General features: G+C 73.9%; 11 protein-coding genes. 5 read left to right on the top strand and 6 right to left on the bottom strand.

Annotated features, from left to right (window positions below):
- Window positions 1-3: 3 nt before the first annotated feature.
- Together D1J60_RS26780 and D1J60_RS26775 are read right to left on the bottom strand one after the other, a co-directional pair.
- Complete coding sequence (locus D1J60_RS26780; protein ID WP_125602931.1) at window positions 4-1,371, bottom strand: pitrilysin family protein; 1,368 nt, start codon at window positions 1,369-1,371, stop codon at window positions 4-6.
- A gap of 20 nt (window positions 1,372-1,391) precedes the next feature.
- Window positions 1,392-2,744 (bottom strand): pitrilysin family protein, encoded by a 1,353-nt coding sequence (locus D1J60_RS26775; protein WP_164721085.1) that lies wholly within the window; start codon window positions 2,742-2,744, stop codon window positions 1,392-1,394.
- A 227-nt stretch (window positions 2,745-2,971) separates the two neighbouring features.
- On the opposite strand from D1J60_RS26775, the gene D1J60_RS26770 reads away from it, so the two are divergent.
- Window positions 2,972-5,428: a DNA topoisomerase IV subunit A gene (locus D1J60_RS26770; RefSeq protein ID WP_125822800.1), complete on the top strand. Its 2,457-nt coding sequence runs from the start codon at window positions 2,972-2,974 to the stop codon at window positions 5,426-5,428.
- 119 nt (window positions 5,429-5,547) lie between these two features.
- Window positions 5,548-7,701 (top strand): restriction endonuclease, encoded by a 2,154-nt coding sequence (locus D1J60_RS26765; RefSeq protein WP_241253403.1) that lies wholly within the window; start codon window positions 5,548-5,550, stop codon window positions 7,699-7,701.
- Here D1J60_RS26765 and D1J60_RS26760 read toward each other — a convergent pair.
- On the bottom strand, window positions 7,698-8,825 hold the full coding sequence (locus D1J60_RS26760; RefSeq protein WP_125822799.1) for a GTP-binding protein: 1,128 nt from the start codon (window positions 8,823-8,825) through the stop codon (window positions 7,698-7,700). The genes D1J60_RS26765 and D1J60_RS26760 overlap by 4 nt on opposite strands.
- Before the next feature lie 14 nt (window positions 8,826-8,839).
- Entirely contained in the window at window positions 8,840-10,006 is a 1,167-nt protein-coding gene (locus tag D1J60_RS26755; protein WP_125822798.1) for a citrate synthase, read from the bottom strand.
- A gap of 55 nt (window positions 10,007-10,061) precedes the next feature.
- On the opposite strand from D1J60_RS26755, the gene D1J60_RS26750 reads away from it, so the two are divergent.
- The 3 genes from D1J60_RS26750 (at window position 10,062) to D1J60_RS26740 (ending at window position 13,978) form a co-directional block, all read left to right on the top strand.
- Complete coding sequence (locus D1J60_RS26750) at window positions 10,062-11,288, top strand: citrate synthase (RefSeq protein ID WP_125822797.1); 1,227 nt, start codon at window positions 10,062-10,064, stop codon at window positions 11,286-11,288.
- Window positions 11,289-11,666: 378 nt separating this feature from the next.
- A complete protein-coding gene (locus tag D1J60_RS26745; RefSeq protein WP_125822796.1) occupies window positions 11,667-13,283 on the top strand; it encodes a sensor histidine kinase in 1,617 nt (538 codons plus the stop codon).
- Window positions 13,280-13,978 carry a response regulator gene (locus tag D1J60_RS26740; protein ID WP_125601634.1) on the top strand — a complete coding sequence of 233 codons (699 nt, stop codon included), beginning with the start codon at window positions 13,280-13,282 and terminating at the stop codon, window positions 13,976-13,978. Before D1J60_RS26745 ends, D1J60_RS26740 begins: the two co-directional genes overlap by 4 nt.
- A gap of 15 nt (window positions 13,979-13,993) precedes the next feature.
- Here the strand turns inward: D1J60_RS26740 and D1J60_RS26735 are convergent, their stop codons facing one another.
- Both D1J60_RS26735 and D1J60_RS26730 read right to left on the bottom strand, forming a co-directional pair.
- Window positions 13,994-15,586, bottom strand: a complete 1,593-nt coding sequence (locus D1J60_RS26735; RefSeq protein ID WP_125601637.1) for a cation acetate symporter — start codon at window positions 15,584-15,586, stop codon at window positions 13,994-13,996.
- Window positions 15,583-16,125 carry a DUF485 domain-containing protein gene (locus tag D1J60_RS26730; protein ID WP_125822795.1) on the bottom strand — a complete coding sequence of 181 codons (543 nt, stop codon included), beginning with the start codon at window positions 16,123-16,125 and terminating at the stop codon, window positions 15,583-15,585. The genes D1J60_RS26735 and D1J60_RS26730 overlap by 4 nt, the downstream gene beginning before the upstream one ends.
- Window positions 16,126-16,297 lie beyond the last annotated feature (172 nt).

The following is a 16,297-nucleotide window of genomic DNA, read 5'->3' as shown; positions in this document are numbered from 1 at the left end:
CGCTCAGTTGGAGACGACGGTGACCTCACCGATCCCGAGGGCCAGGACGGGCTCCTCGATCTGCGCGGCGTCGCCCACCAGGATGGTGACCAGACGGTCCACCGGGAAGGCGTTCACCACGGCCGAAGTGGCCTCCGCCGTACCGGTTTCGGCCAGCCGCGCGTACAGCCGCGCCTGGTAGTCGTCCGGCAGCTCCTGCTCCACCTGGTCGGCGAGCGTGCCGGCGACGGAGGCGGCCGTCTCGAACTTCAGCGGGGCCACGCCCACCAGGTTCTGCACCGCCACGTCCCGCTCGGCGTCGGTCAGGCCGCCCTCCGCGAGGGTCCGCAGCACCTTCCACAGGTCCTCCAGCGCCGGACCCGTGTTGGGGGTGTCCACCGAACCGCTGATGGCGAGCATCGAGGCGCCCTTGCCGTCGGCGGTCGAGCGCAGCACCTGCCCGAAGGCGCGCACGCCGTAGGTGTAGCCCTTCTCCTCGCGCAGCACCTTGTCCAGGCGGGAGGTGAGGGTGCCGCCGAGGCAGTAGGTGCCGAGGACCTGCGGGGCCCAGACGATGTCGTGCCGGTCCGGGCCGATCCGGCCGATCAGCAGCTGCGTCTGGACGGCGCCGGGCCGGTCCACGATGACCACGCGGCCCGTGTCGTCGGCCGTCACCGGCTGCACCGGGCGGGCCGGGGCGGTGTCGCCGGTCCAGGCGCCCAGGGTGTCCGCCAGCAGGGCGTCCAGGTCGATGCCGGTCAGGTCGCCGACGACCACCGCGGTGGCGGTGGAGGGGCGTACGTGGGCCTCGTAGAAGGCGCGTACGGCACCGGAGTCGATCCGCGCGACCGTGTCCTCGGTTCCCTGGCGCGGGCGGGACATCCGCAGCGCGGCCGGGAACAGCTCCTTGGAGAGCTCCTTGGCGGCGCGGCGCTGCGGGTTGGCCAGCTCGTGCGGGATCTCGTCGAGCCGGTTGCGCACCAGGCGGTCGACCTCGCTGTCGGCGAAGGCGGGCGCGCTCAGGGCCTCGGCGAGCAGGGCGAGCGCCTTGGGCAGCCGGGAGGCCGGGACCTCCAGGGAGACCCTCAGGCCGGGGTGGTCGGCGTGGGCGTCGAGGGTGGCGCCGCAGCGCTCCAGCTCGGCGGCGAACTCCTCGGCGGAGTGCTTGTCGGTGCCCTCCGACAGGGCACGGGCCATGATGGTGGCCACCCCGTCGAGGCCCTCGGGCTCGGCGTCCAGCGGGGCCGCGAGGTTGACCTCGACCGCCACCACCTGCTGGCCGGGGCGGTGGCAGCGCAGCAGGGTCAGGCCGTTGGACAGCGTGGAGCGCTCCGGGGCCGGGAAGGCCCACGGCTTCGCCTCGCCGGCCTGCGGCCGCGGGTGGAAGGTCATCGTGACGGCTGCGGTGTCGCTCACTGCTCCGCCCCCTCGTTCTCGTCGTGCTGCTCGGTCTCGTGGGCCTCGGCGCCGGCCAGCGGCTCGTAGACCAGCACCGCGCGGTTGTCGGGGCGCAGCCTGGCCGCGGCCACGGCCTGCACCTCCTCGGCGGTGACGTCCAGCACCCGCTGGACGGCGGTCAGGGCGAGCTGGGGGTCGCCGAACAGCACCGCGAAGCGGCACAGTTCGTCGGCGCGGCCGGCCACGGTGCCGAGCCGGTCCAGCCACTCGCGCTCCAGCTGCGCCTGCGCGCGCTCCATCTCCTCGGCCGTCGGGCCCTCGGCGGCGAACCGCGCGAGCTCCTCGTCGACGGCCGCCTCGATGGCGGGCACCTCGACGCCGCTGGAGGTCTTGACGTCCAGCCAGCCCAGCGAGGGCGCGCCGGCCAGGCGCAGCATGCCGAACCCGGCCGCCACGGCCGTCTGGTCACGGCGTACCAGGCGGTTGTGCAGGCGCGAGGACTCACCGCCGCCCAGCACGGTCAGCGCCACGTCGGCGGCGTCGCACTCGCGGGTGCCGTCGTGCGGCAGGCGGTAGGCGGCCATCAGCGCACGCGCCGGGACCTCCTCGACGATCTCCTCGCGCAGCTGCCCGCCCATGGTCTCCGGGAGCGAGCCGTCGCGCGGCGGCTGCTTGCCGTCGTGCGCCGGGATGGTGCCGAAGTACTTCTCGATCCAGGCGAGGGTCCGCTCCGGGTCGATGTCGCCGACGACCGACAGCACGGCGTTGTTGGGCGCGTAGTACGTACGGAAGAAGTCGCGCGCGTCCTCCAGGGACGCCGCGTCCAGGTCGGCCATCGAGCCGATCGGGGTGTGGTGGTACGGGTGGCCCTCCGGGTAAGCGAGGGCGGTCAGCTTCTCGAACGCGGTGCCGTAGGGGACGTTGTCGTACCGCTGGCGGCGCTCGTTCTTGACCACGTCGCGCTGGTTCTCCATGGACTCGTCGTCCAGGGCGGCCAGCAGCGAGCCCATGCGGTCCGCCTCCAGCCACAGGGCGAGCTCCAGCTGGTGGGCCGGCATGGTCTCGAAGTAGTTGGTGCGCTCGAAGCTGGTGGTGCCGTTCAGCGAGCCACCGGCGCCCTGGACGAGCTCGAAGTGCCCGTTGCCCGGTACGCTCGCCGAACCCTGGAACATCAGGTGCTCGAAGAGGTGAGCCAGACCGGTCCGCCCCTTGACTTCGTGGCGCGAGCCGACGTCGTACCAGAGGCAGACGGCGGCGACCGGAGTGAGGTGGTCCTCGGACAGCACCACGCGCAGGCCGTTGGCCAGCCGGTGCTCGGTCGCTGTCAGGCCGCCGGAGCCGGCCTGAGCTGTGGCCGTGTGACCCATGGGCATGTGGTCCCTTCGATCGCGATGCAGAGATTTCTGTCAGACCTGCCACTGTATGCAAGCGCACCGACGGCCGGACAAGTTCCCGGGTCACTCCCCCCGACTCCGTACGGGGGACCCCCGGGGTCGGAGTCCGCGTTGTCGGTGCCTCGGGCCACAATGGTCCGCGTCAAACACGCCAGATCCCCCCAGTACCCCCCGAACCTTGGTTAAGGAGCCGCGCAGCGATGGCCCGCCGCAGCACGAAGACCCCGCCGCCGGAGGATTTCGAGGAGAAGATCCTCGACATCGACGTCGTCGACGAAATGCAGGGCTCCTTCCTCGAGTACGCGTACTCGGTGATCTACTCCCGCGCCCTGCCCGACGCCCGCGACGGCCTGAAGCCGGTGCACCGGCGCATCGTCTACCAGATGAACGAGATGGGCCTGCGGCCCGACCGGGGCTACGTCAAGTGCGCCCGCGTCGTCGGCGAGGTCATGGGCAAGCTCCACCCGCACGGCGACCAGTCGATCTACGACGCCCTCGTGCGCATGGCCCAGCCCTTCTCGATGCGGCTCCCGCTGGTCGACGGCCACGGCAACTTCGGCTCGCTCGGCAACGACGACCCGCCGGCCGCGATGCGCTACACCGAGTGCAAGATGGCCGACGCCACGTCGCTGATGACGGAGTCGATCGACGAGGACACCGTCGACTTCGCCGCCAACTACGACGGCCAGGAGCGCGAGCCCGTCGCCCTGCCGGCGGCCTACCCGAACCTCCTCGTCAACGGCGCCTCCGGCATCGCGGTCGGCATGGCCACCAACATGCCCCCGCACAACCTGGGCGAGGTCATCGCGGCCGCCCGCCACCTGATCCGGTACCCGGAGGCGGACCTGGAGGCGCTGATGCGCTTCGTGCCGGGTCCGGACCTGCCGACCGGCGGCCGGATCGTGGGCCTGTCCGGGATCAAGGACGCCTACGAGAGCGGCCGGGGCACCTTCAAGATCCGCGCGACCGTGGCCGTGGAGGACGTGACCCCGCGCCGCAAGGGCCTGGTCGTCACCGAACTGCCCTTCACGGTGGGTCCCGAGAAGGTCATCGCGAAGATCAAGGACCTCGTCGGCTCGAAGAAGCTCCAGGGCATCGCCGACGTCAAGGACCTCACGGACCGCTCGCACGGCCTGCGCCTGGTCATCGAGATCAAGAACGGCTTCCACCCCGAGGCCGTCCTGGAGCAGCTGTACAAGCTGACGCCGATGGAGGAGTCCTTCGGCATCAACAACGTCGCGCTGGTCGACGGGCAGCCGCTGACGATGGGCCTCAAGGAGCTGCTGGAGGTCTACCTCGACCACCGCTTCGAGGTCGTGCGCCGGCGCAGCGAGTTCCGCCGGGGCAAGCGCCGCGACCGGCTGCACCTGGTCGAGGGCCTGCTCGTGGCCCTGCTCGACATCGACGAGGTCATCCGGATCATCCGCGACAGCGACAACTCCGCGCAGGCCAAGGAGCGCCTGATGGAGCGCTTCTCGCTGAGCGACGTCCAGACGCAGTACATCCTGGACACCCCGCTGCGCCGCCTCACCCGCTTCGACCGGATCGAGCTGGAGTCCGAGCGCGACCGGCTGACCGGCGAGATCGACGAGCTGACCGGGATCCTGGAGTCGGACTCGGCGCTGCGCAAGCTGGTATCCGCGGAACTGGCCTCGGTGGCGAAGAAGTTCGGCACCGAGCGGCGCACCGTGCTGCTGGAGTCGGCGGGCACCTCGGTGGCGGCCGTCCCCCTGGAGGTCGCCGACGACCCGTGCCGGGTGCTGCTGTCCTCCACGGGCCTGCTGGCCCGTACCGCGAACGCCGGCCCGCTCCCCGTCGAGGAGGGCGGCGCCCGCGCGAAGCACGACGTGGTCGTCTCGCAGGTCGCGGCGACCGCCCGGGCCGACATCGGCGTCGTCACCTCGTACGGCCGTCTGCTGCGGCTCGCGGTGATCGACCTGCCGCAGCTGCCGGACACGGCGGCGGCGCCGAACCTGGCGGGCGGCGCCCCGGTCTCGGAGTTCCTCTCCGGGCTGGAGGCCGACGAGACGGTGGTCTGCCTGCTCTCCCTGGACGAGTCCTCGCAGGGCCTGGCCCTGGGCACCGAGCAGGGCGTGGTCAAGCGGGTCGTGCCCGACTACCCGGCGAACAAGGAAGAGCTGGAGGTCATCACCCTCAAGGAGGGCGACCGGATCGTCGGCGCGGTCGAGCTGCGCACGGGCGAGGAGGACCTGGTCTTCATCACCGACGACGCCCAGCTGCTGCGCTACCCGGCGGGCCAGGTGCGCCCCCAGGGCCGCCCGGCGGGTGGCATGGCGGGCATCAAGCTCTCCGAGAACGCCAAGGTGATCCACTTCTCGGCGGTGGACCCGGCCCGGGACGCCCTGGTGTTCACGGTGGCGGGCTCCCACGGCACGCTGGACGACTCGGTGCGCTCCGGCAAGCTGACCCCGTTCGACCAGTACCCGCGCAAGGGCCGGGCCACCGGCGGCGTGCGCTGCCAGCGGTTCCTGAAGGGCGAGGACCTGCTGACGCTGGCCTGGACGGGCAACGCCCCGGTCCGCGCGGCCGCGAAGAACGGCTCCCCGGCCGAACTGCCGGCCCCGGACCCGCGCCGCGACGGCTCGGGCGCCGCGCTGCCGGCCGACGTCGAGTCGCTGGCGGGGGCCGCGCTGTAGCCGTGTGAGGGGCGGTCGGGGCGGGTGGACCGGGTGGACGGAGGCGTTCCCCGGGTCACCGGCCCCGCCCGCCCACTACTGTTTTCCCGGTACACGCGGGTGGGGGGAGAGCAGAGCTGATGAGCCGTCGGTCCAGCGGGATGATCGGTGTGTGGGCCGAGGCCCAGCGACAGCAGCAGCAGACGCAGCTGATCCAGACGCGCGAGGCGGAGCGCCGGCAGCGGGCGTACGAGCGTGAGGCCGCCCGGGACCGGCGCGAGCAGCAGGCCGCGTACAAGCAGCACCGCGAGGCGGAGGCACGGCGCCGTACCGAGCAGCTGGAGGCGCAGGTGGCGGCCCTGCAGGGGCTGCTGGCCTCGGGCTGCCGGGCTCCCGCCTTCCGGATGGCCTCCCTGGTGCGGTCCGAGCAGGTCCAGCCCTTCGACCCCGGCGGCCTCGGGCATCCGGTGCCCATGCCGCAGCTGGCCCAGTTCCACCAGCACGGCGGCGGCTGGGCCCTGGGCTCGCGCGGCCGGGCGGAGCGGGAGGCCCACGACCGGTACACCCGCGCCTGGCAGGCCGCGCACGCCGCCGAGCAGGAGCGGCTGCGGCAGCTGGCGGCGTACCGGCAGCAGTACGACCAGTGGGCGGCGGAGCAGCTCGCCGGTGTCCGCCGGCACAACAGCGGCCTCACCGATCTGGCCGCCTCCCTGCGCGCCGCAGAACCCGACGCGGTGGTGGAGTACTTCTCGGCAGCCCTGTACGCCTCCACGGCCTGGCCCGGGGAGCTGCCCCGGCAGGTGTCGGCGGCGTACGACCCGGCGGCGCGCCAGCTCGTCCTGGACTGGGAGCTGCCCCGGTACGAGGTGGTGCCGGAGGTGAAGGCCGTGCGGTACGTGCCGAGCACGGACCAGGACCGGGAGACGGCGCGACCGGCCACGCAGCGCCGGGCGCTGTACCGGGACCTGCTCGCCCAGTGCCTGCTGCTGGTGCTGCGCGAGCTGTACGCGGCGGACGAGTTCGGCGCCCTGGACTCGGTGGTCGTCAACGGGTTCGTGGACGACCACGATCCGGTGACGGGCCGCGAGGCGCAGCTCGTGCTGGCGACGGTGCAGGCGGCGCGCGATGCCTTCTCCGGGCTGCGGCTGGAGCAGGTGAGCGCGGTGGACTGCCTGGTCGAGGGGCTGCGGGGGCAGTTGTCGGCGCGCCCGGACCAGCTGACGGCCGTCCGGGCGGGCCGCCGGCCGGGCGAGGTCGGCGGGGACGTCGTCAGCCACGGCGGGCACGCCGCGGGCGGCGAGGACGAGCCCGACCTCTTCCAGATGGACCCGATCGCCTTCGAGAACCTGGTCGCGGAGCTCTTCCGGGCGATGGGCATGGAGGCGGTGACCACGCAGCGGTCCGGTGACGGCGGCGTGGACGTCGAGGCCGTGGACCCGGCGCCGATCCGGGGCGGGCGGATCGTCGTGCAGGTCAAGCGCTACCGCAACACCGTGCCGCCGACGGCCGTCCGGGACCTGTACGGCACGGTCCAGGACAAGGGGGCGAACAAGGGGGTGCTGGTCACCACCGCGTCCTTCGGGCCCGGGTCGTACACCTTTGCCAACGGCAAGCCGCTGGAGTTGGTTCCCGGGGCCGAGCTGGTGGAGCTGCTGCACCGGTACGGGCTGCGGGGGCGTCTGGGCGGCGGCTCCGTGCCGGCCCAGCGGACTTCCGGGGCCGCGGCGGGCACGGCCGGCGGCCCGGCCACGGTCCCGGCGGGCGGCCCGGCCGGGACGCCGACCCTGGTCGAGGTGGCTCCCGGGCCCGCCGACCGCAACGTGCTGGGCATGACCTGGTCGGGCGGGGTCGCGCTGGACGTGTGCGCGCTGGTCTGCGAGGGCGGCCGGGTGCTGAGCGAGGACCACTTCGTCTTCTTCAACAACCCGAGCACCCCGGACGGTTCGGTGCGCTCGCGTCCGTACTCCGCCCCGGACAAGGCGGCCGTCGAGGTCGGCTTCGACGACCTGCCGCAGCACGCCGACCGTCTGGTGCTGGTCGCCGCGGTGGACCCGGAGGTGAACCCGGACGCCGATCTGGCGGGCTTCACCGACGCCCGCATCCGCCTGCTGGACGCGTCGGGCGCGGAGATCGACCAGCTGGAGGTCTCCGACGGCCGGGCGGGCGAGACGGCCCTGGTACTGGGCTCCTTCCGCCGCCGCCCGGGCGGCGACTGGAAGTTCGTCCTCGGCGGCAAGGGCTACCGGGGCGGCCTGGAGGCCCTGCTGGGCGACTTCGGCGTCGAGGTGGCCTAGGCCGGGGTGTCGCCCTCCGGCGCGGGGTCGCCTTCCGGCGGGGTGTCGTCCTGCGCCGCGGGGTCGTCCCCGCGGTCGGCCGGCGCGACGTAGCGCAGGACGCCCCACATGCTCTCGGGCGGGGCCTGTTCGGGGGACTCCTCCCGGCAGGCGTCCAGCTCGCGCAGCAGGGCCGGCCCGTCGGTGCCGGAGCCGATCAGGACGAGCTGCGTGCGGCGGCGCTCCCCCCGCCCCCAGGGGCCGGGGGCGAAGCGCAGGAAGCGGCCGACCGCGTGGACCTCGTACCGTTCCCGGTGGCCGGGCACGCCGAACCAGACGAACCCCTTGATCCGGTAGAGGCCGGCCGGGCGCCGGTCGAGGAACTCGATGAAGCGGCGCGGGGACAGGGCCTGGTCGGAGGTGAACTCGACGCTCTCGTAGCGGGCGTGGGCGTGGTCCGCGTGGCCGTCGCGCCCGGTGCCGTCGGCGGCCTCCGCGAGCAGGTCCTCGAAGGACAGCTGCCCCCGCGTCTCGGTCCAGGGGCGGCGGTCGAAGAGCAGTTCCGGGTCGATCCGCCCGTGGTCGGCGCCGACCAGGGGCGTCCCGGGGGCGCAGAGCGCGGCGATCTCCCCCTCGATGCGCGCGCGTTCGGCGGGGTCCACCCGGTCGGTCTTGTTGAGGACCACCAGGTCGGCGACGGACAGGTGGCGGTCGGTCTCCGGGTGCGCTGCCCGCGTCCGGTCGAACTCAGCCGCGTCGACGACCTGCACCAGGCCGCCGTAGCGGATCGCCGGGTTCTCGTTGGCGATCAGCATCCTGACCATCTCCTGGGGCTCGGCGAGCCCGCTGGCCTCGATGACGATCACGTCGATCCGGTGGACGGGGGCGGCGAGCTTGTCCAGGTACGCGTCCAGCTCGCTGCCGTCGACGGCGCAGCACAGGCAGCCCCCGCCGAGGGAGACCATCGAGTCGCCGACCTGTCCGGCCACCGACATCGCGTCGATCTCGATCGAGCCGAAGTCGTTGACGACGACCCCGATCCGGGTGCCGCCCCGGTTGCCGAGCAGGTGGTTGAGGAGCGTGGTCTTGCCGGAGCCGAGGAATCCGGCGAGGACCACGACGGGAATGGGCTGGACGCTGTTCACCCGGACGATCGTAGTCAGCCCGCGGCGGGCACCGGCTGCGGCGGGGTGGGGCCGGTGTAGCGCGCGGCCGGGCGGATGATCTTCGAGTCGGCGGCCTGTTCCAGGACGTTCGCGCTCCAGCCCACCACCCGGGCCGCGCAGAAGGTCGGGGTGAACATCTCGCGCGGCAGCCCGCACAGCTCCATGACCACGCCCGCGTAGAACTCCACGTTGGTGTGCAGCTCCCGGCCCGGCTTCAGCTCGGCGAGGATCTCCTCCACCTGCCGTTCGACCTCGACGGCGAAGTCCACGAGCGGCCCGCCGAACTGCCGGGCGATGTCGCGCAGCATCCGCGAACGCGGGTCCTCGGTGCGGTAGACGGGGTGCCCGAAGCCCATGATCCGGTCCCCGGCCAGGACCCGCTCCCGGATCCACGGCCCGATGCGCTCCACCGTGCCGATGGCGTCCAGGGTGTCCAGGGCCCGGCTGGGCGCACCGCCGTGCAGCGGGCCGGAGAGCGCGCCGATCGCCCCGGTGAGGCAGGCGGCGACGTCGGCGCCGGTGGAGGCGATGACGCGGGCGGTGAAGGTGGAGGCGTTGAAACCGTGGTCGACGGTGGAGATCAGGTACCGCTCGACGGCGCGGGCCTTGACCGGGTCGCGCTCCTCACCGGTGAGCATCCACAGGTAGTTGGCGGCGTACGGCAGGTCGTCGCGCGGCGCGACCGGCTCCAGGCCCTGCCCGAGCCGGTGCAGGGCGGTGAGCAGGGTGGGTACGGCGGCGCAGGCGGCGAGCGCGTCGGCGGCCCGGCGCTCGGGGTCGAGGTCGTACACCGGGCGGAAGCCGGAGCAGGCGCCGAGCAGCGAGAGCGCGGTGCGCAGTCCGGCGAGGGGGCCGGAGAGGGCGGTGGCGGCGGCGAGGGCGGGGAGCGCCTCGCGGACCTGGTCGGGCAGGTGCCGCAGCCGCGCGGTCTCGGCGGCGAAGGCGGCACGCTCCGCGGCGTCCGCGGGGAGCGCGCCGCGGAACATCAGGTGCCAGACGTCCTCGAAGGTGCGGCCGGCGGCGAGCTCGACGGCCGAGTACTGGCGGTAGTGGTAGAAGCCCTCGCGGCCCCGGACGTCACCGAGCTGGGTCTCGGTGACCACGACTCCCGCGAGACCGCGGGGTACTTCGACGGTGGTGTTCATGGATTGACCATCCATCCTTGATCTGATCGATGTCAATATTGATCCGATCAACATATGTAGGGTGTGCATCATGAGCGAAGACCAGAGGCGGCTCACCACCCGGGAGGCCGCGCAGGTCCTCGGGGTGAAGCCCGCGACCGTGTACGCGTACGTCAGCCGGGGCCAGCTGGGCAGCCGCCGCGACGCGGTCGGCCGGGGCAGCACCTTCGACGCGCGGGAGGTGGAGGCCCTGGCCAGGCGCAGCCGGCGGGAGGCCGCCGCGCCCGCCGGGGAGCTCTCCGTACGCACCGCGCTCACCCTCATCGAGGCCGACCGGTACTTCTTCCGCGGTGTCGACGCCGTCGAGCTGGCCTCGCGGTACCCGTACGAGGAGGTCGCCGAGTGGCTCTGGACCGGGGCCCTGCCGCACGGGGCCCGGTTCACCGCTCCCCCGGAGGCGCTCGCCGCCGCCCGGCGGGCGGTGGCCGCCCTGCCCGAGCACAGCGGGCCCCTGGACCGGCTCCGGGTCGCGGTCGCCGCCGCGGCGGTGGTGGACCCGCTGCGCTTCGACCTGTCCGAGGAAGCGGTACTCGGCTCCGCGCGCTGCCTGATCCCGACGCTGGTCGGCGCCCTGCCGGGAGCGGAGGCGGCCCGGGCCCCCGAGGACGGTGAACGGCTCGCCCGGGCGCTGTGGCCCCGGCTGACCGGACACGAGCCGGACCCGGTGGCCGTCGACGCCCTGGACCTGGCGCTGGCCCTGCTGGTCGACCACGACCTGGCCGCCTCCACCCTCGCGGTGCGGGTGGCCGCCTCGGCGCGGGCCCACCCGTACGCGGTCGTCTCGGCCGGGCTCGGCGCCCTGGAGGGCCCCTTGCACGGGGCGGCCGGGCGGCTCGCGCACGGGATGCTGGCGGAGGTGCTGGAGCGGGGCGGGGCCGCGCCCGTGGTGGCGGAGCACCTGCGCGCGGGGCGCCGGGTGCCCGGGTTCGGCCACCGCCTGTACCAGGGCGAGGACCCGAGGGCGCGGGCCCTGTTCGACCACCTGGAGGGGCTCCCGGCGGCCGCGTCGGCGCTCGGCGCGGCACGGGACGTCGCGGCGGTGATGGCCCGGCACGGCCTGCACCCCAACGTCGACCTGGCGCTGGCCGTGCTGACGGTGTCCTGCGGGATGACCGCCGAGGCCGGCGAGACGGTCTTCGCCGTCGCCCGGACGGCGGGCTGGATCGCGCACGCGCTGGAGGAGTACCAGGAGCGCCCCCTGCGCATGCGCCCCAGCGGCCACTACACCGGCCCCCGCCCACCCCGCCCCCTGCCCTGACCACCGGCCCCCACCCCCGACAGCACAGCCCGCCGGGCCACGGCCCAGGCGGCCCTTGTCCCAGACGGCCATGAGCCCAGGCCACCACAGGCCCGGGCGGCCGTGAGCCCAGGCGGCCCTGGACCCAGGCGGCCCTGGTCCCAGGCGGCATGAGCCCAGGCGGCCCTGGTCCCAGGCGGCATGAGCCCAGGCGGCCCTGGCCCCAGACGGCCATGAGCCCCGGCAGCCATGAGCCCCGGCGGCCACAGGCCCCGGCGGCCACAGGCCCCGGCGGCCACGGGCCCCGGCGGCCACGGGCTCGGGCGGCGACCTCCGGGTGGGGCTTCTCATAGACGGGGGAAATTCCGCTTACGCCCCCGCCGACCTACGGTGCTAGTCATGCGGTTCCTCCCCACGGGCGCTCGGCGCCTCGGGCTGCCCCGACGGGCCGTCTCGCAGATCCTGCTGACCCAGCTGGCCATCGCGGCCGGCGTCGCCGTGCTGGCGACCGGGCTCTTCCTGGCCCCCCTCAGCGGCCAGCTGGACGACCAGGCGATGCGGCGGGCCCTGGCCATCGCGCAGAGCACGGCCGCGGACCCGTCCCTGGCCGCCGACCTCCTGCGGTCGCAGCCGACCGCCGACAGCCCCGTCCAGTCCGCGGCCGAGCGGATCCGCAGGGCGACGGGCGCCGAGTACGTGGTGGTCCTCGACCTCCACGGCATCCGCCGCTCCCACCCCAGCCCCGACCGGATCGGACGGCCCGTCTCCACCGACCCCAGTGACGCCCTCGCCGGCCACGAGGTGATGGAGATCGACGAGGGCACCCTCGGCCGCTCCGCCCGCGGCAAGGTCCCCCTGGTCGCCGCCGACGGGGAGGTCGTCGGCGCCGTCTCGGTCGGCATCGCCTACGACAGCGTCCGCGACCGGCTGCTCGGCGCCATCCCCGGACTGCTCGCCTACGCCGGCGGCGCCCTGGCGGCCGGTGCGCTGGCCGCCTACCTGCTCTCCCGCCGGATCCAGCGGCAGACCCGCGACCTGGCCTTCTCCGACATCGCGGGGCTCCTCGCGGAGCGCGAGGCCATGCTCCACTCCATCCGCGAGGGCGTGATCGCCCTCGACCCCGACGACCGGGTGCGCCTCGTCAACGACGAGGCCGCCCGGCTGCTGGGCCTGCCCCCGGACAGCGCCGCCGTCCTCGCCGGCCGGCCCCTGGACGAGGTCCTCGGCGCGGGCCGCACCAGCGACGTCCTGACCGGCCGGGTCACCGGCCGGGACCTGCTCACCGTCCAGGGCCCCCGCGTCCTGGTCGCCAACCGGATGCCGACCGCCGACGGCGGGGCCGTCGCCACCCTGCGCGACCGCACCGAGGTGGAACGCCTGGGCCGCGAACTGGACTCCACCAAAGGCCTGATCGACGCCCTGCGCGCCCAGGACCACGAACACGCCAACCGCCTCCACACCCTCCTCGGCCTGCTCGAACTGGGCCTGCACGAGGAAGCCGTCGACTTCGTCAACGAGGTCGTCGGAGTCCACCGCACCACCGCCGAACAGGTCACCGAAAAGGTCCACGATCCCCTGCTCGCGGCCCTCCTCGTGGGCAAGGCGACCGTCGCCGCCGAGCGCGGCGTCGCCCTGCGCCTCGCCCCGGACGCCCTCCTCCCCGACCGCCTGGTGGACCCGGGTGGCCTCGTCACGATCCTCGGCAACCTCGTCGACAACGCCCTGGACGCGGCGGCCGGCTCGGCCGCACCCCTGGTCGAGGTCGACATCCGCGCGCAGGGACGCACGGCCGTGCTGCGGGTGCGCGACAGCGGCCCGGGGATCCCCGCCGGCCGGCACGAGGAGATCTTCACCGAGGGCTGGTCGACCAAGAAGCCCGAAGCCCACCGCGAGCGCGGGCTGGGGCTGGCCCTCGTACGCCGCCTCGCGGAGCGGCAGGGCGGCAGCGCCCGGGCCGGGTCGGCAGAGGACGGAGGGGCGGAATTCTCCGTCGTGCTCCCGGAGGCCCTGCGGTGAACGAGACCCCGATCCACGTATTGGTCGTCGACGACGACATGCGTGTTGCCAGGATCAACGCGGCCTACGTGGCGAAGGTTCCCGGTTTCCGGATCTGCGGCGAAGTCCATTCGGCGGCCGAGGCCCTGGACTTCCTCACCGCCCGCCCGGTGGACCTGGTCCTCCTCGACCACCACCTCCCGGACGAGAACGGCCTCGCCCTGGTGCGCCGCCTGCGCCAGCTCGGCCACCACACCGACGTGATCATGGTCACGGCGGCCCGGGACCTGGCCACCGTCCAGGCGGCCATGCGGCTCGGCGCCCTCCAGTACCTGGTCAAGCCGTTCACCTTCGCCGGGCTGCGCGCCAAGCTGGAGGCCTACGCCTCGCTGCGCCGCTCCCTCTCCGGCGGCGGCGAGGCCGAACAGGCCGAGGTCGACCGGATCTTCGGCGCCCTCGCCGCGGCGGGCACCCCGAACGAGCTGCCCAAGGGGCACTCCCCCACCACCGCGGAGCTGGTCCGCCAGGTCCTGCGCGCCGCCGAAGGCCCGCTGTCCACCCAGCAGATCGCCGACCGCGCCGGCATCAGCCGGCAGACCGCCCAGCGCTACCTGAAGCTCCTGGACCGGGCGGGCCGGGTCACCCTGGCCCTGCGCTACGGCGAGACCGGCCGCCCCGAACACCGCTACACCTGGCGCCCGTCGGACACCCCGTAGAGCCCGGGGACCGCCTCACACCGCGCCGGCCCCGGTCAGCGACCGGACCTCCGTCTCGGCGTACTTGCGCTCGTCCGCCTCCTCCGCGGAGGTCATGGTGCCCAGCCAGCCCGCGAGGAAGCCGAGCGGGATCGAGACGATGCCCGGGTTCTGGAGCGGGAAGTACTGGAAGTCCACGCCCGGGAAGAGGGACTCCGGGCTCCCGGAGACGACGGGCGAGAGGACCACCAGCAGCACCGCCGGGACCAGCCCCCCGTACACCGACCACACCGCCCCCCGCGTGGTGAAGCCCCTCCAGAACAGCGAGTACAGCAGCACCGGCAGGTTCGCCGAGGCGGCCACGGCGAAGGCCAGCCCCACCAGGAAGGCCACGTTCAGGTCCTGCGCGAGCAGTCCGAGGGCGATGGCCACCGCCCCGATCCCGACGGCGGCGACCCGCGCCACGGCCACCTCGCTGCGCTGCCGGGCGTGGCGGCGCTTGAGGGAGGCGTACAGATCGTGCGCGACGGAGGCCGACGAGGCCAGGGTGATCCCGGCGACCACCGCGAGGATGGTCGCGAAGGCGATGGCGGCGACGACCGCGAACAGCACCGCGCCCCCGGTCGACTCGGCGCCCCCGCCCAGGAACGCCGCCAGCAGCGGTACGGCCGTGTTCCCGGAGGCGTTCGAGGCCCGCACCTCCTCGGGGCCCACCAGCGCGGCCGCCCCGAAGCCGAGGACGACGGTCATCAGGTAGAAGCCCCCGATCAGCGCGATCGCCCACACCACCGACCGGCGGGCGGCCCGCGCGGTCGGCACCGTGTAGAAGCGCGACAGGATGTGCGGCAGCCCCGCCGTGCCCAGCACCAGCGCGAGGCCGAGGCTCATGAAGTCGACCCGGGCGGTCCAGCCGCCGCCGTACTTGAGGCCGGGGCTCAGGAAGCGGGCCCCGTGCCCGCTGCGTTCGGCGGCGCCGGTGAGCAGCTGGTCGAGGTTCCCGTGGAAGCGGAGCAGGACGAGCACGGTCAGGGCGACGGCCCCGCCCATCAGCAGCACGGCCTTGACGATCTGGATCCAGGTGGTGGCCCGCATCCCGCCGAAGGTCACGTAGACCACCATCAGTGCCCCGACGCCGATCACGGTCAGGGTCCGGGCGGCGGGGCCCGAGTCCGAGAGCAGCAGGCCCACCAGGCTGCCCGCCCCGACCATCTGCGCCACCAGGTAGAGCACGGAGACGACCACCGAGGAGGTTCCCGCGGCGATCCGGACGGGCCGCTCGCTCATCCGGGCGGCCACCACGTCGGCGAGGGTGAAGCGGCCGCAGTTGCGCACCAGTTCGGCGACCAGGAAGAGCACCACCAGCCAGGCGACGAGGAAGCCGACGGAGTAGAGCAGGCCGTCGTAGCCGAAGAGGGCGATCAGCCCGGAGATCCCCAGGAAGGAGGCGGCGGACATGTAGTCGCCGGCGATGGCGAAACCGTTCTCCATCGGGGAGAACAGCCGCCCGCCCGCGTAGAACTCCTCGGCCGAGCCGTGCCGGTTGCGGCTGACCCAGGTCGTGATGCCGAGGGTGACCGCGATGAAGGCGCTGAACAGGATCAGCGCGAGGGTCTGGTGTTCGGTGGTCACGCGCCCTCCCCCCGGACCGTCCTGGTCCGCGGCCCGCCGCGCTCCTGCTCGCGCGCGGCCGCCCGGTCCTGTGCGCGCTCCTGCACGCGTTCCTGCTCGAAGACCGTCCAGCGCAGGTCGAGCGCGGCCCGGTCCCGGCGCAGCCGCGCGTGCCTGGCGTACGCCCAGGTCAGCAGGAAGGTGCTGAGGAACTGGCCGAGGCCGGCCAGCAGGGCCACGTTGACCGCGCCGGCCACGGGCCGGGCCATGAGCCCGGGTGCCGCGGTCGCGGCGACCACGTAGGCGACGTACCAGAGGAAGAAGCCGGCGGTCGCGGGGACGACGAACCCCCGGTAGCGGCCGCGGACCTCCTGGAAGGCGGCGCTGCGCTGCACTTCGAGGTAGATCTCGGACGCGCCGGGCGCCGCCCGGCCTCCGGGGACCAGGGCTGCCTGGGCCGGGACCGTGTCCTCGCCCTCGCCCCAGCCGACGGCCAGTGCGTCGTACCAGGGGTCGTCCAGCCGGATCGTTCCGGCATCACGACCTTCGTGCTTGTCCACCGAACTCTCCTTGTCCGCCGCCGCATTGGCCGCGTGCCCACAAGGATGTGCCGGTTGGTCGGTTTCCGGACTGATGTACCGGTGCTCTTCACCCCTTCAGGTGATGGAAGGAGCGGCACCGGTGTGCCGGAACGCCGTTTCCGCATCCGCGGTACCGGCCGTGGCCGGCCGG

Source organism: Streptomyces sp. W1SF4 (assembly GCF_003950035.1).
GTDB lineage: Bacteria > Actinomycetota > Actinomycetes > Streptomycetales > Streptomycetaceae > Streptomyces > Streptomyces racemochromogenes.
Note: the sequence above shows the minus strand (reverse complement) of the source record. Positions and strands in the feature narration are given on the sequence as shown.